Here is a 17,669-nt window from a genome sequence, read left to right as displayed (position 1 = left end):
CAACCTCTAGTCGCTGGCCTTGGCCGCCAGCACCTTGCCGCTGCGGGCGTCGAACTCGCAGCGGTACTTGAAGGCATTGGCGTTCATGCCGGGCGCGCGCTGCAGGCTGCCCTGGCCCTCGAGGCCGATGCGCGCATTGGGGGCCGGCTGCAACTGCCGCGTGTCGGCGCGGAAAGCGATGCCGCTGACACGCGGATGCTGGTCCTTCAGCAGGGCGGCCACGGCCGTCTCGCAAGCCTGCGGCGACACATTGGTGAGGTCGGGCTGCCAGGCGGCCTTGGTGTCGCCGCTGCCGGTGTCGGCCGCTTCCTTGAACACCACACCGGACGTGCCGCCGGTCTTGACGTTGAAGGCGCAGCTGTAGGTGAAGGGCACCGTGGCGGCGGCCCGGCGATAGCGGCCTTCGCCCTTGACGCCGATGTCGTCGCCGTCCGAGGTGATCGCGCGCTTGGTGCCGATGAACTGCACGTCCTGCGCCTGCTTGCCGCGCGTCTGCACGATGGTGTCCGAGACGGCGTCTTCGCAGCGCACCGCGGCCTTGCCGTGGTTGGGGTCGGCGGCCGATGCCACTGCAGTGACCAGGCCAAGAGCGATGCCGAAAGTGGTGTGCCAAGTGTTCATGCTGGGGTACCGCAAGCGATGTGAAGGCATGGCCAGGATGGTACGAGCCTTCGGCCTCCGGGTTCTCCCTGAAGCGCAAACCACGTGCCCGCCGATGGCCGGCCAAGGTCACCAGCTTGGCCGCGCAAGCCAATGCCAGCGGGCTCCTGAGCGCCCACCATGCAGCCCAACAACGATCCCAACCAAGGTGACCTGCATGAGAAGTTCAAGCTTGTGGCGGCGTGCACTCGGCGCCGTCGTGTTGTTCTGTGGCAGCGCGGTGTCCGCGCTGGCGGCGAACCACCATCCGGTGGTGCTGGTGCATGGTTTTGCCGGCTTCGGGCCCACCGAAATGCTGGGCTACAAATACTGGGGCGGCCTGACCAATCTGGAATCGCAGCTGCAGTCGCGCTACAGCGACCAGCTGGTGCGCACGGCGGTCGTGGGGCCCTTCAGCTCCAACTGGGACCGTGCGGTTGAGCTCTTCTACCAGATCAAGGGCGGCTGCGTGGACTACGGCATGCTGCACGCCAACGACGCTGGCCACCTGCGCAAGCCGGAGGACACGTATCACAACGGCCGCACCTGCTATCCCGGCCTGTACCGGGACTGGGATGCCAACCATCCGGTGCACCTGGTGAGCCACAGCATGGGCGGGCAGACCGCACGCATGCTGGTGCAGATGCTCGCCGCCAACGGCGCGCCGGCGAACCCGGGGCTGTTTCCCTACAGCGTGAACGCGAGCTGGGTGAAGAGCGTCACCACCATCGCCACGCCGAACGACGGCACCACGCTGGCCTACCGCATCGTCGACTGGGTGCCGGTGGTGCAGCAGCTGGTCACCGGCATCGCGGGCGTTGCCAACGCCACCGGCGCCAACAAGATCTACGACTTCAAGATGGACCAGTGGCGCATTGGCCCGCAGACCAGCAGCGAGACCTTCAGCCAGTACATGAACCGGGTGATGGGCTCGCCGCTGTGGAGCAGCGGCATCAAGGACCTGTCACCCTACGACCTGAGCCCCGCGGGCGCGATGGCCGAGAACGACTGGGTGAAGGACCAGCCCAACGTCTACTACTTCTCCTGGAGCACCAACTCCAGCTACACCGGCCTGCTTACCGGCTGGTCGTATCCCAACCTGGACACCAACCTGCTGATCGGTGCCTTTGCCGGCCCGGGCTTCATGGGCAACTACTACCACGACAGCCGCCCGTTCCCGCCGGTGAGCGACAGCAGCTGGTTCCCCAGCGACGCGGTGGTGAACACCGTGGCGCAGAAGGCACCCACCTGGGCGATGAACGGCGCGGGCCAGGTCTATGCGCGGCCGGTCACCGTGCGTGACATCAGCCGCGGCGGCACGCCACAAGCCGGGGCCTGGAACTGGAAAGGCCTGATGGGCGGCTACGACCACTTCGACATCATCGGCTGGACGCTGTTCTTCGACAGCGTGGGCTGGTACAAGGCGCACGTCGACCAGTTGCGCAGCCTCTAAACCGCCCCATACGCCGCTTCAGTACTCCGGCTTGAGCAGGCCCTCGATCGCGTGGGCCTGCTCGATGTGCTGCAGCTGGTCCACCACGCGGCAGGTGAGGTGCTCGCGCACCTCGGCCGGCAGGCCCTCGAAGTAAGGCCGTGTCACCTGCAGGTCGTGCCGCGCCGCATTGCCGGCGCCGGGCGCGTCCACGCCCACCACCAGCACCGGCCGGGACCACTGCGACCGGTTCGCCGTGCCGCGGTGGATGGTGAGCGCCGAGCGCGCGGAGATGTCGCCGCGCTGCGGCATGCGGGTCTGGGCGCGCGCTTCGTAGCGCGGATACAGCGACTTCGGCGGGAACATGCCGGCCTCGCGGTTCGGCGCGTCGCGGCCGCCGAAGTCGTCCCACTGCGTGCCGGGCGCAATCTCCAGCGGGCCCATCTCCGGCGTGGTGTCCACCGCGGTGAGGTTGAAGGCCAGCGAATCGAGGCTGCGGCCGATCACCGTGGCGTCCGGCGCCGGGAAGTCGCGGTGCCAGGGCTGGTCCTGCGCGCCCGGGCCGGGGATGTCGAAGCCCACTTCCACCACCTGGTACTGCGGCCCCAGCACCGCGCGGCAGACGGCCACGAACCACGGGTGGGTGACGATGTCCACGAAGCCGCGCAGGCGTTCGGGATGCACCTCGACGTAGTAGCGCGCGGGCCCGCGCGGCAGTGCACCGCGCGGTCGTGAGCGGGCTTCCTCGAACAGCTGCAGGATGTCCTCGTGCATCCGGTCGGCCCAGTCGGGGCTGAACGCGCCTTTGAGCGCGATGATGCCGTCGCCGTAGAGGCCGCCCATGATTGCGGCCGGGTCGTACTCGTGCGGGTTGCTGGCCATGCGCTCTGCCGGCAAACCCTGTGCCGGCGCGTGCGTAGTTGCCGTCGCCGTCGCGGGCATCTCGGGTGCTAAGTTCCAGCCCATGGATGCGCCCCGCGAACGCCCGCCCAGTGAGCGCCCGATCTCCGCCTGGACCCCGCTGACCGCCAACCCGGTGTTCGGCATGTTGTGGGGCGTGTGGGTGACGGCCAACGTCTGCATGTGGATGAACGATGTGGCCGCTGCCTGGCTGATGACCTCGCTGAGCAACTCGCCGGTGATGGTGGCGCTGGTGCAGTCGGCCTCCACCTTGCCGGTGTTCCTGCTCGGGCTGCCCAGCGGTGCGCTGGCGGACATCGCCGACCGCCGGCGCTATTTCATGGTCACCCAGGTATGGGTGGCCGCGGTGGCGCTGCTGGTGTGCGCGGTGGTGGTGTTCGGGGCGATGAACGCGCCGCTGCTGTTGCTGCTCACCTTCGCCAACGGCGTGGGCCTGGCCATGCGCTGGCCGGTGTTCGCGGCCATCGTGCCGGAGGTGGTGCCGCGCCAGCACCTGCCCACCGCCCTGGCGCTCAACGGCGTGGCGATGAACGCCTCGCGCATCATCGGCCCGATCGTGGCCGGCGCCATCATCGCCGCGCTGGGCAGCGCCTATGTGTTCGCCTTGAACGCCGTGCTGTCGGTCGGCGCCGCCTTCGTGATCCGGCGCTGGAAGCGCGAGGAGAAGGCCAGCGCGCTGCCGGCCGAGCGCTTCCTCGGCGCCATGCGGGTGGGGCTGCAGTACGTGCGCCAGTCGCGCCGCATGCATGCGGTGCTGCTGCGGGTGGCGCTGTTCTTCCTGCAGTCCATGGCGATGCTCGGTTTGCTGCCGCTGGTGGCCAAGGGCCTGCACGGTGGCGGCGCAGGCACCTTCACGCTGCTGCTCGCCTGCATGGGCGCCGGCGCCATCGTGGCGGCGCTGTACCTGCCGCGCCTGCGTGCCAGCGTGTCACGCGACGGGCTGGTGGCCTATGGCACGGTGCTGCAGGCAGCGGCCATGCTGGTGCTGGGCGTGGCGCCCAACCCCCAAGTGGCCGGCGCCGCGATGATCGTGGCGGGCGCCGCCTGGATCACGGCGGCCAATTCGCTCACCGTGTCGGCGCAGCTCGCCTTGCCGGACTGGGTGCGGGCGCGCGGCATGTCGATCTACCAGATGGCGCTGATGGGCAGCAGCGCGGCTGGTGCGGCGCTGTGGGGCCAGGTGGCCACCTGGACCGACGTGCGCACCAGCCTGGTGTGCGCCGCCATCGGGGCGGTGCTCAGCCTGGCGGTCACCCGCCGCTTCCGGCTCGAAGCCGGCCTCGTGAGCGAGGACCTCACCCCGGCGGAGTTCACCCGGCCCGCCGGCACCGACATCGACCTGGGTCCCCACGAAGGGCCGGTGCTGATCACCATCGAGTACCGCATCGATCCGGCCACCGCGCCGCAGTTCCTGGCGGTGATGCAGGAAAGCCGGCGCAACCGGCTGCGCCATGGCGTATTGTCGTGGAGCCTGTTTCGCGATGCCGCCGACAACGGGCGCTACGTGGAGCAGTTCGTCGATGAATCATGGGTGGAGCACCTGCGCCATTTCGAGCGCATGACGGCCTTCGACATCGCGCTGCGCGAGCGCCGCTTGGCCTTCCACATCGGCGACACGCCGCCCGCCGTGTCGCGGTACCTGGCCCAGGCGGTGGAGCGCTGAGGCATAGTGGCCGCATGCAGCCATTGCCCAACCTGCGCTGCCCGCTGTGCGGCGGGCCCAACGACTGTGCGCCCGCCCGGTGCGGCCGCTTCGACGTCGACTGCTGGTGCAGCCGGGCCACCGTGTCGCGCGAGGCGCTGGCGCGCGTGCCCGAGGCGCAGCGCAACCAGGCCTGCCTGTGCCCACGCTGCGCCGCCGGGCCGCAAGTGCCCCGGGGCGAATAGGCAGCAGGCACATCCGCTGCCGCGCTAGTGCAGGCCAGCCGCAACCAGGAGCCCACCATGCCGATGTTCGCGCCCCAGGTCCTGCAGCCCCTGCAGCTGGGATCGGGTGAAGGCCCGTACCTGCTGGACGATCCGCAGTTCCGCTGGCACCTGCTGGCCGAAGGCGACTCGTGGTTCACGATCTCCGGCCTGCCGTCGTCCAACCTGCTGCTGGAGCTGCGCCTGCGCGACAGCGCGCAGATCTTCAACCTGGCCTATCCGGGCGACACCTTGCGGCACATGGCGGCGCTGGCCGGCAACCCGGACCTGGTGCGCCTGCTGGCCAAGCCCCGGTTCAATTACCGCTGGGATGCGCTGCTGCTCAGCGGCGGCGGCAACGACCTGATGGAAGAGGTGCACACGCTGCTGCGGCCGGCGCCTCAGGGTGATCCGGCGCAGCCGCAAAGCCACGTCGATCTCGACCTGCTGGAGAGCTTGCTGGGCAGCGTGCAGCAGGACGTGGCGCGCATCGTCGCATTGCGCGATGCCCCGGGCAGCCTGAGTGTGGGCGTGCCGGTGGTGCTGCATACCTACGACTACCCCACGCCACGCGGTGCGCCGGCCTCCTTCCTGTTCGCGCCGGTGCGCGGACCGTGGCTGTTCCCGGCATTCCAGGCGCGTGGCCTGGCACCGGCGCTGCAGGTGCAGGTGACCGACTTCCTGGTGGACCGCCTGGCGCAGGCCCTGTTGGCCTTGGACGCACGCGCTGGCGGGTCGGCCGCGCTGCCGGGCGTGGTGGTGGTGGACACCCGCGGCACGCTGGAGCGGGCGGCCCTCGGCAGCACCGGCAACAGCGCGGACTGGGTGAACGAGATCCATCCCAATCCGGGCGGCTACCGCAGGCTGGCGCAGGTGCTGGCGGCCGAGCTCAACCGCGTGCTGCCTCCGTAGCCCCGGCGGACACCACAGCGGATGCGGCTGCGCCCGGGGCATGGCACACGGTTGGCTGGTGGGCCAGGGAGTGCACTTTCCGGAGCATCTTCATGGCCTTGTCCCACGCCAAGCCTTGGCAAGCGATCGACATTTCGCCGCTCGGCGACCAGCTGAACCGGTCCGCCAACCACGCGATCCTGAAGACACATTCGCTGGAGCTCATGCGCATCGTGCTGCCCGCCGGCCAGGCGCTGCCGCCGCACAGCGTGTACGGCGAAGTGACGGTGCAGTGCATCGAGGGTGAAGTGGCGCTCGAAGGAGAGGGCGGCGCCTGCCAGCTCTCAGCCCAGCAGCTGGTGCTGCTGCCGGCGCAGACGCGCTATACCGTGCGGGCGCTGCGCGACGCGTCGCTGCTGGTCACGGTGCAGCTGCCACCCGGCATGCCGGGCAGCGGCTCGTCCACCAGCTGAGGCCCCGGCTACCGGCCCTGCAGGCGCCGGTGCCCGCTGGCGAGTTCGGGGAAGGTGAGCTGCCGGTCGTGGTTGACGTCCATGGCCTCGAACATGCGGCGTGAGCCGGCCGCATGTTCCTCGGCCGTCAGCACGCCGTCGCCATTGCTGTCGATGGTGCGGATCTTTTCGGCTGCCGGCATGTCGCCCGGCTTGCTCTTCTCGCCGGTGATCTTCTGGTGCGCAGCGTCCATCTCGGCGGCGGTGACGCGGCCGTCCTTGTCGGCATCCATGGCCTGGAACATGCGCTGTGCGCCGGCGGCGTGTTCCTCGGGGGTGAGCTTGCCGTCGCTGTTGGTGTCCATCATGTTCATTTCGGTGTGCACCGGGCCGGTCTGGATGGCGACCGGGCCCGCTTGAGCGGCCCAAGGCGCGAATGCGGCCGCAAGCGCCAGGGCGGCGGAAGATGAGATCCGGTTCATGAAAGGCTCCTTCGGGCAGTGGACATCCCTGCCCGAGCAGCAAGCGGGGTGCCGGCATGGCCGGCAAGCCAAGCTACTGGGTGCGCTTGGACTTCAGCAGGGCCAGCTTGGCGGCGTACAGGTCGTGGTCGCCGCGCGTGGTGCTTTGTTCCAGGGCCAGCTGCAGGTGCTGGCGAGCCTGCGCCGTCTCGCCCAGCCGCAGGTGGGCCACGCCGAGCCAGAAGTGGAACTCATGGTAATAGCCGGCACGGTCCACTTCCTTGGCAAACCAGTCGCGTGCGGATCGGTAGTCGCCCGTGCCCATGGCGGCCACGCCCAGCTTGAAGAAGTGGAAGGGTGGATACGGCTCGAGCTGGGCCAGGCGCTGGGTGATTCTTTCGGCTTCAGCGTCGCGGCCCAAAGCGCGCAGGGCAGCGGCCCGGTTCGACAAGGCCACCAGGTTGGCCGGGTCGCCCACCAGCACCTGGGCGAACACCTGGTCCGCTTCGGCCGCATGGCCAGCGCGCAGGTACACCACGCCCAGGGTGTTGTAGGCCGGCCGGAAGGCCGGATCCTGCAGCACCGCTTCACGGGCCAGCCAGTACGCGTCATCAATGTTTCCATGCGCCATCGCTTCGGCGGCACGGTTGTTCATGTACATCGCCACCACGGTCGCTTCGCTGATTTCGCGGGTGCGCAGGCCGCGGATGTCCGAGGCCGGCAGGAAGTCCACCACCACGTACTGGTCTCCGTCGTAGACGGTCCGGGCGTCGGCGAGCCGCCGGCCCAGCGCCAGGTTCACATGGCCGTTGACGAAGTACAGGTCGCCGGTGCGGCTCCACATGTCTTCAACGATGGCGCTCTGGTAGTGCACCGGCAGGCCCAGCTCCTTGGCGAAGGCGGCCGTCATGATCACCAGGGACAGGCAATTGCCCGAGCGGGCGGCGAAGGCTTCAGCCGCGTTGCGCGTCTGCGCGGTGTCGTATTCGAGCTTGAGCTCCTGCTGCCGGTACAGGGTTTCGACCAGCGCACGCTGGCTGCCGTTGGTCTGGCGCAGCTTGAAAGTGAGTTGCTGGTCGATGAAGCGACGCATGTCGTCGCTCAGGCGGAACACTTCCTTGGCGCTCACCGGCCGGGCTGGCGCTGCGAAAAGCGCGTCCTTCAGCAGCTGGGTCGGGGCGGGCACCGCGGGCGGCGCGCTCGCGCAGGCAGCCAGCAATGCGCAAAGCAGGAGCGTGATCCAGTGCCGCATGGCGGTCTCCGCGGGCGTCCCCATCATGGAGCGTTCAGCGTAGCAGCCGCACGCGCCGCTGCCTACGGCATTTGCGCCTGGCAGTGCGGGCATTGTTGGCAGCCGGCGCTGCCTGGCCGGCCCTCAGGCGCTGCGTTCGCGCTGCGGCTTGCCGTCCTGGCGCGGTCGGTCGGGGCGGTCAGGCCGGCCCTGGGGCCTGGGCGGGCGCTGGGGGCGCTGCGGTGGGCGGCCGGGGCCGTCACGGCGCGGCGGTGGCGCTTCGGCGGCCTCCTTGCGCGCGATGTCCAGCAGGCCATCGAGTTCGGCTTCTTCCACTCCCTTGAGGGCACAGAAGTTGGCGCGAGTGAGGGTGGTGCGTTCGTAGTCGCGCAGCAGCTGGGCGCGGTTGCGGCGCTGTTCGTCCTCCACCGCGCGCCGCGCCTGCTGGTTGGCGCGGCGGCGCTCCAGTTCTTCCGTGGCCGCCTTGCGGTGCTCTTCGCTGATCTCGCCGGCGGGCTGGCCGTCGAGATCGAAGCGGTGCGGCGAGCGCGTGAGCGCGATCAGGTACGAGGTGCTGCCGGTGTAGCGCCGGAAGAAGGCCGACAGCGCCTGCTTGGTGAAACTGCCGGGCGCACGCTCCTGGATGTCGGCCTGGATCTTCAGCTTCAGGGGTTTGGCGGGGCCGACAAAAAGCGCCGGGAACAGCGCCTTCAGCTGGTCGGCGCAGGCCGCTGCGTTCGATTCGGCGGAGGCGGTTGCGGTCTGCGGAGGAGTGGAGGACATGAAGCGTCGGCGGAGCGGCAAAGGCGCCATTGTGCCCACTCGCGCGCCGGCAGGGGGGCCCGGCATGCGGCGCGCTCACTCCGGCCGGAGCACCTGGTTCACCGCGGCCTGCAGCTCGGCCGGATCCAGCGGCTTGGTGAGATACGCCACATAGCCGCTGGCGCGGCCCTGCTCCACCGCCGTGGCGGACGCGTTGCCGCTCAGCGCAATGATCGGGATGCTGGCCGTGGCCGGCTCCTGGCGCAACAGGGCATGCGCTTCGCGCCCGCTCATGTGCGGCATGTTGTTGTCCATCAGGATCAGGGCTGGCTGGTGCTGGCGCGCCAGCTCCACGCCGCGCCGGCCGTCGGTGGCGCACAGCACCTGCAGGTCGGGCCGGGCGGCGAGCACCTGCTGCACCAGTTGCAGGCTGGCGGCGTCGTCCTCCACCACCAGCACGGTGGTGCGCTGCGCGGCGGGGGCCGGGTGGGGCACCTCGGCCGGCAGGTCCACCCAGAACAGCGTGCCCATGCCCGGTGTGCTGTTCACGCCGATCTGGCCGTCCATCAGCTCCACCATGCGCTTGGTCACCACCAGCCCGATGCCGGTGCCTTCGGCGCTGCCGGCCTCCTGGCCCAGCCGGTTGAAGGGCTGGAAGAGCGCCTCCACCTGGACCGCCCGCGGGCCGCCGCCGGTGTCCTGCACGGTAATGCGCACCCGGCCGGGCGCGATGGTGCTGTGGTCCACCACCACCGCGCCGCGTTCGCGGTTGTATTTCACCGCGTTGGACAGCAGGTTCAGCAGCACCTGCTTCAGCCGGGTGCGGTCGGCCAGCACCTGCACGTCGGCCTCGGCCGGAAACAGCAAGCGGATGCCGCGTTGCTGCGACTGCGGCTCGATCATGGCCTGGCATTCGGCCAGCACTTCGCCCAAGGGCAGCCGGTCGATGGCGACCTTGAACTTGCCCGATTCGATCTGCGCCAGGTCCAGCAGGTCGTTGATGAGGGTGAGCAGGTGGCGGCCGGCGCGCACGATGTGGTTGACGAACACCACGGCCTGCTCGGGCGAACCGAGGGGGCCCTTGGGTGCGGCCAGCAGCTGCCCGAAGCCGATGATGGCGTTCAGCGGCGTGCGCAGCTCGTGGCTCATGTTCGAGAGGAACTCTGTCTTGGCCCGGTTGGCCCGCTCGGCCGCCGCGGTGGCCAGCGCCAGTTCGTGGTTGGACACCTCGAGCTGCGTGGTCCGCTCGCGCACACGCTGCTCCAGCTCCTCGTTCAGGCGCATCACCCGCGCCTGCGCCTGCTTCTGCTCGGTCACGTCCTGCAAGGTGCTGAACCAGCGCACGTGAGCCGGATCCCGGCTACCCTCGATCGGCTCGATCACCTGGCGAATCTCCACCAGCCGGCCGCCGGGCTGCACCAGCCGGTACTCCACGTCCACGCGGGTGCCGGTGCGCGCCGCTTCCACGCTCTTGGCGCGGAAGGCTTCGCGGTCGTCCGGATGCACGAGGCGGCCCAGCCACTCGCGGGTGCTGGTGGGCATGTCGGCCGGCTGGATGCCGGCCAGCTGTGGCAGGGTTTCGGACCAGCTCTCGAAGCCGCCGTCCGGCCCGGTGATCACATGGCCCAGCGCGGTGAGCGCCTGGGCGCGCCGCAGGCCGGCCTCGCGCTCGCGCAGCGCGGCCTCCGCGCGCACACGCTGCGTCACGTCGATCGGGCAGACAAAGCGCGTGCGGCGGCCGTGATAGATCATCTCGTGGGAGGTGATCTCCACATTGATCAGCGCGCCGTCCTTGAGGCGGTGGCGCCAGATGCCGGAGTTGAAGCTCTTTTCCGGCGTGTCCCGCACCGACGCTTCCATCTGGGGAATGTCCTCGGGGGGGCGGATGTCGCGGATGGTCAGCGCCAGGAACTCTTCGCGGCTGTAGCCGTACTTCTGGCAGGCGACCTCGTTGACGTCGAGGATGCGAAGTGTCTGCAGGTCGTAGATCCACAGCGGCAGCGGGTTCGCTTCGAACAGCAGCCTGTCGAGCTGCTGTGGCGTGCCGTCGCCGCCCGCAGGCGGACCGGTGGTGTCGGAGCTCTCACTCATCGTTTCTCCCTGAGCCGCGGCGCCATGCGCACGTCGGCCAGCTTCCTACTCTACGGAAGCCGGCCGCGGCGCACACCTGTCAGGTCTGGCAGGTGCCCGCCTGGGAGAGCAGCGGTTGCAGAAACTCCACCAGCAGTGCGTTCACCCGTTCCGGCTCCTCGTGGTGCAGCCAGTGGGTGGCCTGCGGCAGGTGGATCACTTCCCCTTGCCCGCAGGCGGCGGCCGACGCTTCGGCCAGCGGCGCTTCCAGCGCGCTGTCGCGGTCGCCCCAGAGCAGGCGCACCGGCAGGCGCACCCGCGGCCACCGGGCCGAGCGGTTCAACGTGATCGCGCGGTACCAGTTCAGCATGCTCGTGAGCGCGCCCTCCTGCGACCAGGCGTCACGGTAGACGCGCAGTTCCTCCTCGGAGAACGTGCCCTCGCGGCTGCTGCCGACCAGCGCCTGCTCCAGCAGCGCGTGGCCGTGGGCGCCCAGCAGGGCTTCGGGTGCCCAGGGCAGCTGGAAGAAGGCGATGTAGGCGCTTCGCAAGGCTTGCGTCGGGCTGCGCCACAGGTGCTGCCGAAGCGCCTGTGGATGTGGAGCGTTCAGGATGGCGGCACGCTGCACCGTGTCGTCGTGGCACGCGGCGAGCTGCCAGGCCACCAGCCCGCCCCAGTCGTGCCCAACCACGCTGAACCGGTCGCGGCCCAGCGCCCGGGCCAATGCCACCACATCGCGGGCGAGCTCCGGCAGCGCGTAGGCGGCGTGGCCCTTCGGTTTGCTGGAAAGGCCGTAGCCGCGCTGGTCCGGCGCCACCGCGCGCAGGCCGGCCGCAGCCAGCGCGCCCAGCTGGTGGCGCCAGCCAAAGGAGAACTCCGGAAACCCGTGCAGCAGGATGACCAGCGGCCCGTCAGCCGGGCCGGCCGCCGCGGTGTACAGGCGCTGGCCGTTCGCTTCCAGGACCTGGTGCTCAACCTCCGGCGGATAGATCACTGCTCGCCGAACATGCGGTGGCGCAGTTCGCGCCGCGCCTGCGCCTCCACCGTCAAGGTGGCGGTGGGGCGTGCGATCAGGCGCGCCACGCCGATCTCTTCGCCGGTCTCTTCGCACCAACCGTAGTCGCCGCTGCTGATGCGCTGCAGCGACTCCTCGATCTTGCGCAGCAGCTTGCGTTCGCGGTCACGCGTGCGCAGCTCCAGTGCATGCTCTTCCTCGATGGTGGCGCGGTCGGCGAGGTCGGGTGCGCCCAGTTCCACTTCGCGCAGGCCCTGCGTGGTGGCCTGCGCCTTCTCCTCGAGGCCGGCGCGCAGGGCCTCCAGCCGCGCGCGGAAGAAGTCCAGCTGCAGCTCGTTCATGTAGTCGTCCGGTGCCATGGCGAGCACCTCCTGCTCGGAGAGCTCGCGGCCGGCGCGGCCCTTGGCGCGCGGCGTGCGCACGGGTTGGCGTTGCGGGGGCAGGGCAGCCGTGGCCGTCGGCGTGGTGCTTGCAGCGTACATGGTCCATCCATCAACTATGCGGTCCGCGCAGCATAGGCAGCGCGCTGCGGGCATGGCATCAGCGGGCCAGCGCACCCGATGTCAGGGTTTGCTGACGCGTGCCCGGGCCCGTATCGCCCGACGACCGCGGGCCCATGCATCCACATCTGCACACATCTGAAAACGACCTTGCGAGCCAGTGCGGGTAAACCCATCTGAAATCGCTTTCAACGCGCTTGCAGAATTTCCTGGCAGCGCAATGGTTGCGCTTTCATAGGCGGAGGTTCCTGCATGCGTTCGTTCTTCAAGTCCATGTTGGTGCGGCTGGCCGCGCCCTTGTGCACCATGCTGCTGGCAGCGACGCCGGCCATGGCCCAGTGGCAGCTGGTGTGGTCCGACGAGTTCCACGGCAGCATCGGGCCCGACTGGGTCTTCGAAACCGGCAACGGCACGGGCGGCTGGGGCAACAACGAACTGCAGTACTACCGGCGCGAGAACGCCACGGTGGAGAACGACGCGCTGGTGATCACCGCCAGGCGAGAGGACTTCGGCGGCTACCGCTACACCTCCGCCCGCATGAAGACGCAGGGCAAGCGCAACTTCCGCTACGGCCGCATCGAGGCCCGGATGAAGCTGCCCGCCAAGCTCGGCACCTGGCCGGCCTTCTGGATGCTGGGCAGCAACATCACCAGCGTGGGCTGGCCGGCCTCCGGCGAGATCGACGTGATGGAGCAGGTGAACACCGGCTCGGACGTCTACGGCACCGTGCACTGGCAGGCCGACAACGGCAGCTACGCCTCCTACGGCGGCCACGTGGCCACCACCGTGACCGACTGGCATGTCTACGCGGTGGAGTGGGATCCGACGGCCATCCGCTGGTTCGTCGACGGCACGCAGTACCACGTGATCAACATCGCCAATGGTGCGGGCGGCACCGACGAGTTCCAGCGCGACTTCTTCCTGCTGCTCAACCTGGCGATCGGCGGCAACTGGCCCGGCTTCAACGTCGACGATGCGGGGCTGCCGGCGAAGATGTACGTGGACTACGTGCGCGTGTACCAGAAGCCGCAGTTCTCGGTGCAGATCGAGGCGGAGAACTACGCCGCCATGTCCGGCATGCAGGCCGAGTCCTGCAACGAGGGCGGGCTCGATCTCGGCTGGATCGATCCGAACGACTGGGTGGTCTGGAACGTGAACCTGCCGGTGGCGGGCACCTACACCGTGCAGTACCGGGTGGCCAGCCTCAACGGCGGCGGCCAGCTTCAGCTGGAGAAGGCGGGCGGAACGCCGGTCTATGGCAGCGTCACCGTGCCTGCCACCGGCGGCTGGCAGAACTGGACCACGGTGTCGCACCAGGTGCAGCTGGGCGCCGGGCAGCAGCAGATCGCGGTGAAGGCGCTCGCGGGCGGCTGGAACCTGAACTGGATCCGCATCACGCGGTGATTGTTCGGCACGGGCCGCTTACGCGGCCCATGCTACGGCGCGCGAACGCGCCGGTACAGCGCCACGAAGTCCGGGTGGTTGCGCAAGGGATCGAAGGCCGGCTCGATGTTGCCGAACAGGAAACCCGGGTCGCGAGTGGCAGCACTCTCGCGCAGCAGCGCCAGCGTCTGGTCCACCTGGCCCGCACACGCCAGCACCTTGGCCATCGCATAGGTGGGAATGGTGCCGCCCATGCGTTCGCGCGCCTGGGCGATGGCCTGTTCGCATGCGTTGCTCTGGCCTTGCAAGGCAAACACCTGGGCCTCGCCCAGCCAGCCGGCGGCATGCGTGGGAAAGGCGTGCTGCACGCGGCGATACACCACCTGCGCCGCCTCGAGCCGGCCGCGATAGCGCAACACGTCGGCCACGGTGAGCTGGGCCGAGAAGTACCCGGGCGCGATGTCCAGCAGCGCCTCCAGTTCCTTGTCCGCATCGTCCCAGCGGCGCTGTGCCACCCGAAGCCCGGCCATGAACTGGCGCGCCTGCAGGAAGTGAGGGTCGAGCCGACGCGCGAGCTGCAGCTCCTGCTCCGCCTCCTCGTCAGCACCGGCCAGCACCAGGTAGAAGCCGCGCCCGCAGCGCACGATCGCGTTGTTCGGGCTCATCTCCACGGCGCGCTCCAGCCACGGCCGGGCCAAGGCCCAGTCGTGGTCGTAGCGGTGGTGCAGGCCGCCGATCAGCATCACGGTCTCGGCGTCCGACGGGTCCAGCGCCGCGGCATGCTTGAACGCCGCCAGCGCATCCGCGATCCAGGGCGTTGCGGGTTCGTGCCAGCACGCCACCAGGCCGGTGCAGGCGCGCGCCAGGCCCTTGTAGGCGCGGGCATAGGCGGGCGCTTCACGCACTGCTGCCTGGAAGCGCTGCAGCGCCTTGCGCATGGCCTCCTCGCTGGTCTGGCGCAGGAAGTTCTCGCCCCGCTCGACCAGGTCGCGAGCGCGACGCGTGGCCGCCGCATCCTTGAGCGCCTGATGGGCGTGCAGCAGCGGCACGTAGCTGCCCACCGGCAGCTCCACCCGCATGCAGGAGCCCTTGCCGCTGCCGCCGTAGTAGCGCGCGAGCCGGCGGCGCAGCCGGCCGGCCTCCACCCGCACGATGCTGTCCTGCCGGGGATCGAACCGGTCGGCATGGCGGCCGAACACTTCGACCGCCAGCACCGTCTCCTTCAGGGTGACGCCCTGGCCGGCCAACGCGTGGTGCACCAGGTACTGCAGGAAGCGCTGCTGGCGTGGCGAGGGCGCGAACTCGGGGCTGGCGAGCATGCGGTTGAGCTCTGCCTCCACCACGTTGCGTGGCAGTGCCAAAGCCGGCGTGGCCGTGTGCTGTTGCTGCTGGGGAGGTGCGGTGGTGTCGGCCGTCATGCAACGGACCGGCAGATGTCCGACCCGCGCGGCCCGGCCCGGAGTATCGGTGGGGCATCACCGCGCCAGGCCGCGCTTTTTCAAGCCGTTACGGCTGTGCGAATCGCGCACAGCCGTGTCGCTTCAGCGACCGGTCACATGCCGGCGAACCGCTGTGCCGCGTACTGGCCCTTCATCATGTACACGTCCTCGCTCGGATGCACCCCGTCCGGGCAGATCGTGGTGATGCTGCGGCCGTTGAGGTAGGCCGTGAGGTTGGCGTACTGGTCGATCACTGGCAGGCCCTCCTGCGAGGCCACCTGCTTCATGGCGTTGACGTACACGTCCAGCCCATTCGGGCCGCTGTCGCGCGTGGGGTTGGGGGTCTCGAAGATCACCTGCTTGCCGCGGCCCTTGGCCAGCTGCGCCAGCTGGCGCAGGCAGGACTGGTAGGTGGCCACGTCGTAGCGCCATTCGTCGTTGATCGCGTGGTTGATGATCACCGCCTGCGCGGGCGACGAGGCGATGTAGCTGGACCACGGCGCGTGTTTGCCGTCGGTGCCGTTGAGCAGGTCGCAGGCGGTGGTGCCGCTCACGCCCTCGTTGCGCACATCCACCTCGCGGCCGGCGGCGATGAGGGCATCGGCAAAGGCCCTGGGTGCCGGCGTGGGCACCTGGTCGCCCACGCCGGAGCGGTAGCCCCAGACGGTGGAGTCGCCGTGGTAGGCCACCACCTTGGCCGCGGTCTGCGCGTTCTTGAAGCTCCAGGCCCGCACATAGCGCACCTCGAACGAGTTGCCTTGCCCGGTGGGGGTGCTGGCATCGCCCGGCCCGCTGGCGCTGCCGAACTGGAAGCTGAGCAGGATGTACATGCGATTGCTCATGCTCACGTTGAGCGTGTAGAACGGCTGGCCGTCGAAGTAGAAGGTCTGCTTGCCCGGTTCCCACTTCACCGCGTACTTGTGGAAGCCGGCGGACAGGTCGGTGGTCTGTAGCATCTTGAAGCCGGCCTGGTCGCCCGGGTTGCCGCGCCACACAGTGGCCGCAAAGGCGGTGGGGTGCAGGTTGGCGTCGGACCAGCCGCTGTTCGGGCCGCCACCCGGGTAGGCCTCCATGATGTCGATCTCGGGGCGGAAGTCGCCGGCGGAATCGTGGTTGTAGAGCCAGAACGCCGGCCACGGGCCCTTGCCGCGCGGCAGCTTGGCCTCGATCTCGTAGAAGCCGTAGGTCTGGTAGTAGCGCCCGTCGGTGGTGATGTGGCGGTAGTCGCGCTTGTAGTCGGTGCCGGCCACGGGCCAGATCTTGAGGCTGCCGTTGCTCACCGCATAGTTGGGCGTGGTGTCGGCGGGCTGGTACCAGAGGTGATCGATCCACTTGCTGGTGTCCAGGCTGGTGCCTTCGAACTCGTCGGCGAACACCAGGTTGTATTGCGAGGCATCCTGGCCATAGGGCCCCGGCGTGCCGGTGGGCGGCGGTGGGGTGGAGCCGCTGGCGCTGAAGGCCCACGACTGGTTGGGCTGGCCCGTGCAGTCCCACAGCTCGGTGAGGGTGCCCTGCGCGGTGGCGCCGGGGCCGCCGGTCACGTCCAGGCAGCGGCCGCTGCCCGCGGCAATGATCTGGTTCTGCCCGCCGCCCAGCGGCTTCACGGTCCACAGCTGGCGCGTGCTGCCGGTGCAGGTGGCCTGCTGGATGGCCGAGCCGTTGGCGGTGCCGCCGTTCCTGACCTCGATGCACTTGCCGCTGCTGGTGACCACCAGTTCGAACCTGGAGTTGCCCATGTCGCGCAGGGTCCATTTCTGGTTGTCCATGCCGCTGCAGGGCCACTGCTCGATGAGGGCGCCATCGGCCGTGGCGGCCACGCCGCCGCGCACGTCCAGGCACTGGCCGGAATGCTGCACCACCACCTGCTGCGCCTGCGCGGTGGCGGGCGGCGTCAGGGCCCAGATCTGGTTGGCCTGGCCGGTGCAGTCCCACAGCTCGGTGAACACGCCGTCGGCGGTGGCGGTGGGGCCACCGGTCACGTCAAGACAGCGGCCGCTGGGCACTGACAGCACCTGGTACGTGCCATTGCCCTGGCTCTTGAGCGTCCACAGCTGCTGCGGCATGCCGGTGCAAGTGGCCTGCTGGATGGCCGCGCCGTTGGCGGTGGCGCCGTTGAGCACCTCCATGCACTTGCCGCTGTGGTTGGCGATGAACTCGTAGCGCGCACCGCCCATGTCCTTCAGCGTCCACGCCTGGTTGGACTGGCCGGTGCAGGCCCATTGTTCGATGCGCGCGCCGTCGCCGGTGGCGCCCGGGCCGCCGCGCACGTCCAGGCACTTGCCCGAGTGCTGGGCCACCGCCGTGGTGGGCGTTTGCGCCATCGCCGCGCTGCCGAGCGCGGCGCCCGCGGCCAGCAGGGCTGCTGTGCGCCCCCACCTGGCCAGGTTTCTGATCAGACCTGAGTTGGAATACATGACACTCCCCGATGAATGGACTGCACGACACGCCGTGCGGCGCAGTGATGCGGGCTGGATGCCGCATGGCGGGCCGCGACGCGGTTCGATTCTGGAAGTGCGGCGCGCCAGCGCGGGGCCGGCGGGGGTGACAGGGGGTGACAAGGCGGGCGTG

At 69.5% G+C, this 17,669-nt stretch carries 16 protein-coding genes; 6 read left to right on the top strand and 10 right to left on the bottom strand.

The features are described from left to right. Positions 1-6: 6 nt before the first annotated feature. Positions 7-621, bottom strand: a complete 615-nt coding sequence (locus tag VPH43_RS22530; protein WP_328580011.1) for a hypothetical protein — start codon at positions 619-621, stop codon at positions 7-9. Positions 622-817: 196 nt separating this feature from the next. Here VPH43_RS22530 and VPH43_RS22525 point away from each other — a divergent pair, with 196 nt between their 5' ends. Then, positions 818-2,092 (top strand): esterase/lipase family protein, encoded by a 1,275-nt coding sequence (locus tag VPH43_RS22525; RefSeq protein ID WP_328580010.1) that lies wholly within the window; start codon positions 818-820, stop codon positions 2,090-2,092. Positions 2,093-2,110: 18 nt separating this feature from the next. Here the strand turns inward: VPH43_RS22525 and VPH43_RS22520 are convergent, their stop codons facing one another. After that, a complete protein-coding gene (locus VPH43_RS22520) occupies positions 2,111-2,953 on the bottom strand; it encodes a phytanoyl-CoA dioxygenase family protein (RefSeq protein WP_328580009.1) in 843 nt (280 codons plus the stop codon). Positions 2,954-3,035: 82 nt separating this feature from the next. Between VPH43_RS22520 and VPH43_RS22515 the strand changes: the two genes are divergently transcribed. The 4 genes from VPH43_RS22515 to VPH43_RS22500 all read left to right on the top strand — a co-directional run bounded on the left by VPH43_RS22515 (position 3,036) and on the right by VPH43_RS22500 (position 6,261). After that, entirely contained in the window at positions 3,036-4,655 is a 1,620-nt protein-coding gene (locus tag VPH43_RS22515) for an MFS transporter (RefSeq protein ID WP_328580008.1), read from the top strand. 14 nt (positions 4,656-4,669) lie between these two features. Continuing rightward, positions 4,670-4,879, top strand: coding sequence for a cysteine-rich CWC family protein (locus VPH43_RS22510; RefSeq protein ID WP_328580007.1), 210 nt, complete (start codon positions 4,670-4,672; stop codon positions 4,877-4,879). Positions 4,880-4,936: 57 nt separating this feature from the next. Further along, positions 4,937-5,809, top strand: coding sequence for an SGNH/GDSL hydrolase family protein (locus VPH43_RS22505; protein WP_328580006.1), 873 nt, complete (start codon positions 4,937-4,939; stop codon positions 5,807-5,809). Positions 5,810-5,901: 92 nt separating this feature from the next. Beyond that, positions 5,902-6,261: a hypothetical protein gene (locus tag VPH43_RS22500; protein WP_328580005.1), complete on the top strand. Its 360-nt coding sequence runs from the start codon at positions 5,902-5,904 to the stop codon at positions 6,259-6,261. An 8-nt stretch (positions 6,262-6,269) separates the two neighbouring features. On the opposite strand, the gene VPH43_RS22495 is transcribed toward VPH43_RS22500, so the two are convergent. The 6 genes from VPH43_RS22495 to dksA form a co-directional block, all read right to left on the bottom strand. After that, the gene (locus VPH43_RS22495) at positions 6,270-6,722 is read right to left on the bottom strand and encodes an EF-hand domain-containing protein (protein WP_328580004.1); all 453 of its coding nucleotides are present in this window, start codon (positions 6,720-6,722) and stop codon (positions 6,270-6,272) included. 73 nt (positions 6,723-6,795) lie between these two features. Next, positions 6,796-7,953 (bottom strand): tetratricopeptide repeat protein, encoded by a 1,158-nt coding sequence (locus tag VPH43_RS22490; protein WP_328580003.1) that lies wholly within the window; start codon positions 7,951-7,953, stop codon positions 6,796-6,798. 123 nt (positions 7,954-8,076) lie between these two features. Continuing rightward, the gene (locus VPH43_RS22485) at positions 8,077-8,715 is read right to left on the bottom strand and encodes a ProQ/FinO family protein (RefSeq protein WP_328580002.1); all 639 of its coding nucleotides are present in this window, start codon (positions 8,713-8,715) and stop codon (positions 8,077-8,079) included. Between the two features lie 75 nt (positions 8,716-8,790). Next, a complete protein-coding gene (locus VPH43_RS22480; protein WP_328580001.1) occupies positions 8,791-10,785 on the bottom strand; it encodes a PAS domain-containing hybrid sensor histidine kinase/response regulator in 1,995 nt (664 codons plus the stop codon). A gap of 79 nt (positions 10,786-10,864) precedes the next feature. After that, complete coding sequence (locus VPH43_RS22475) at positions 10,865-11,758, bottom strand: alpha/beta fold hydrolase (RefSeq protein WP_328580000.1); 894 nt, start codon at positions 11,756-11,758, stop codon at positions 10,865-10,867. Then, the gene (gene dksA, locus VPH43_RS22470) at positions 11,755-12,261 is read right to left on the bottom strand and encodes an RNA polymerase-binding protein DksA (RefSeq protein WP_328579999.1); all 507 of its coding nucleotides are present in this window, start codon (positions 12,259-12,261) and stop codon (positions 11,755-11,757) included. Before dksA ends, VPH43_RS22475 begins: the two co-directional genes overlap by 4 nt. A 270-nt stretch (positions 12,262-12,531) precedes the next feature. Between dksA and VPH43_RS22465 the strand changes: the two genes are divergently transcribed. Beyond that, positions 12,532-13,683 carry a carbohydrate-binding protein gene (locus VPH43_RS22465; RefSeq protein WP_328579998.1) on the top strand — a complete coding sequence of 384 codons (1,152 nt, stop codon included), beginning with the start codon at positions 12,532-12,534 and terminating at the stop codon, positions 13,681-13,683. A 32-nt stretch (positions 13,684-13,715) separates the two neighbouring features. Here the strand turns inward: VPH43_RS22465 and VPH43_RS22460 are convergent, their stop codons facing one another. Together VPH43_RS22460 and VPH43_RS22455 are read right to left on the bottom strand one after the other, a co-directional pair. Next, complete coding sequence (locus VPH43_RS22460; RefSeq protein WP_328579997.1) at positions 13,716-15,080, bottom strand: tetratricopeptide repeat protein; 1,365 nt, start codon at positions 15,078-15,080, stop codon at positions 13,716-13,718. 134 nt (positions 15,081-15,214) lie between these two features. Beyond that, positions 15,215-17,515 carry an RICIN domain-containing protein gene (locus VPH43_RS22455; RefSeq protein WP_328579996.1) on the bottom strand — a complete coding sequence of 767 codons (2,301 nt, stop codon included), beginning with the start codon at positions 17,513-17,515 and terminating at the stop codon, positions 15,215-15,217. Between the last annotated feature and the right edge of the window lie 154 nt (positions 17,516-17,669).

It is taken from the genome of Ideonella sp. BN130291 (genome assembly GCF_036231905.1).
Taxonomy (GTDB): domain Bacteria; phylum Pseudomonadota; class Gammaproteobacteria; order Burkholderiales; family Burkholderiaceae_C; genus CAMLIZ01.
This window is presented reverse-complemented; position numbering and strand designations above follow the sequence as displayed.

Excerpts from the sequence above, each read along its gene's own strand:
- VPH43_RS22495 (WP_328580004.1), bottom strand. The coding sequence starts at position 6,722 with ATGAACCGGATCTCATCTTCCGCCGCCCTGGCGCTTGCGGCCGCATTC.
- VPH43_RS22460 (WP_328579997.1), bottom strand. The coding sequence starts at position 15,080 with ATGACGGCCGACACCACCGCACCTCCCCAGCAGCAACAGCACACGGCC.
- VPH43_RS22525 (WP_328580010.1), top strand. The coding sequence starts at position 818 with ATGAGAAGTTCAAGCTTGTGGCGGCGTGCACTCGGCGCCGTCGTGTTG.
- VPH43_RS22485 (WP_328580002.1), bottom strand. The coding sequence starts at position 8,715 with ATGTCCTCCACTCCTCCGCAGACCGCAACCGCCTCCGCCGAATCGAAC.
- VPH43_RS22505 (WP_328580006.1), top strand. The coding sequence starts at position 4,937 with ATGCCGATGTTCGCGCCCCAGGTCCTGCAGCCCCTGCAGCTGGGATCG.
- VPH43_RS22510 (WP_328580007.1), top strand. The coding sequence starts at position 4,670 with ATGCAGCCATTGCCCAACCTGCGCTGCCCGCTGTGCGGCGGGCCCAAC.
- VPH43_RS22480 (WP_328580001.1), bottom strand. The coding sequence starts at position 10,785 with ATGAGTGAGAGCTCCGACACCACCGGTCCGCCTGCGGGCGGCGACGGC.
- dksA (WP_328579999.1), bottom strand. The coding sequence starts at position 12,261 with ATGTACGCTGCAAGCACCACGCCGACGGCCACGGCTGCCCTGCCCCCG.
- VPH43_RS22455 (WP_328579996.1), bottom strand. The coding sequence starts at position 17,515 with ATGTATTCCAACTCAGGTCTGATCAGAAACCTGGCCAGGTGGGGGCGC.
- VPH43_RS22520 (WP_328580009.1), bottom strand. The coding sequence starts at position 2,953 with ATGGCCAGCAACCCGCACGAGTACGACCCGGCCGCAATCATGGGCGGC.
- VPH43_RS22465 (WP_328579998.1), top strand. The coding sequence starts at position 12,532 with ATGCGTTCGTTCTTCAAGTCCATGTTGGTGCGGCTGGCCGCGCCCTTG.
- VPH43_RS22530 (WP_328580011.1), bottom strand. The coding sequence starts at position 621 with ATGAACACTTGGCACACCACTTTCGGCATCGCTCTTGGCCTGGTCACT.
- VPH43_RS22490 (WP_328580003.1), bottom strand. The coding sequence starts at position 7,953 with ATGCGGCACTGGATCACGCTCCTGCTTTGCGCATTGCTGGCTGCCTGC.
- VPH43_RS22500 (WP_328580005.1), top strand. The coding sequence starts at position 5,902 with ATGGCCTTGTCCCACGCCAAGCCTTGGCAAGCGATCGACATTTCGCCG.
- VPH43_RS22515 (WP_328580008.1), top strand. The coding sequence starts at position 3,036 with ATGGATGCGCCCCGCGAACGCCCGCCCAGTGAGCGCCCGATCTCCGCC.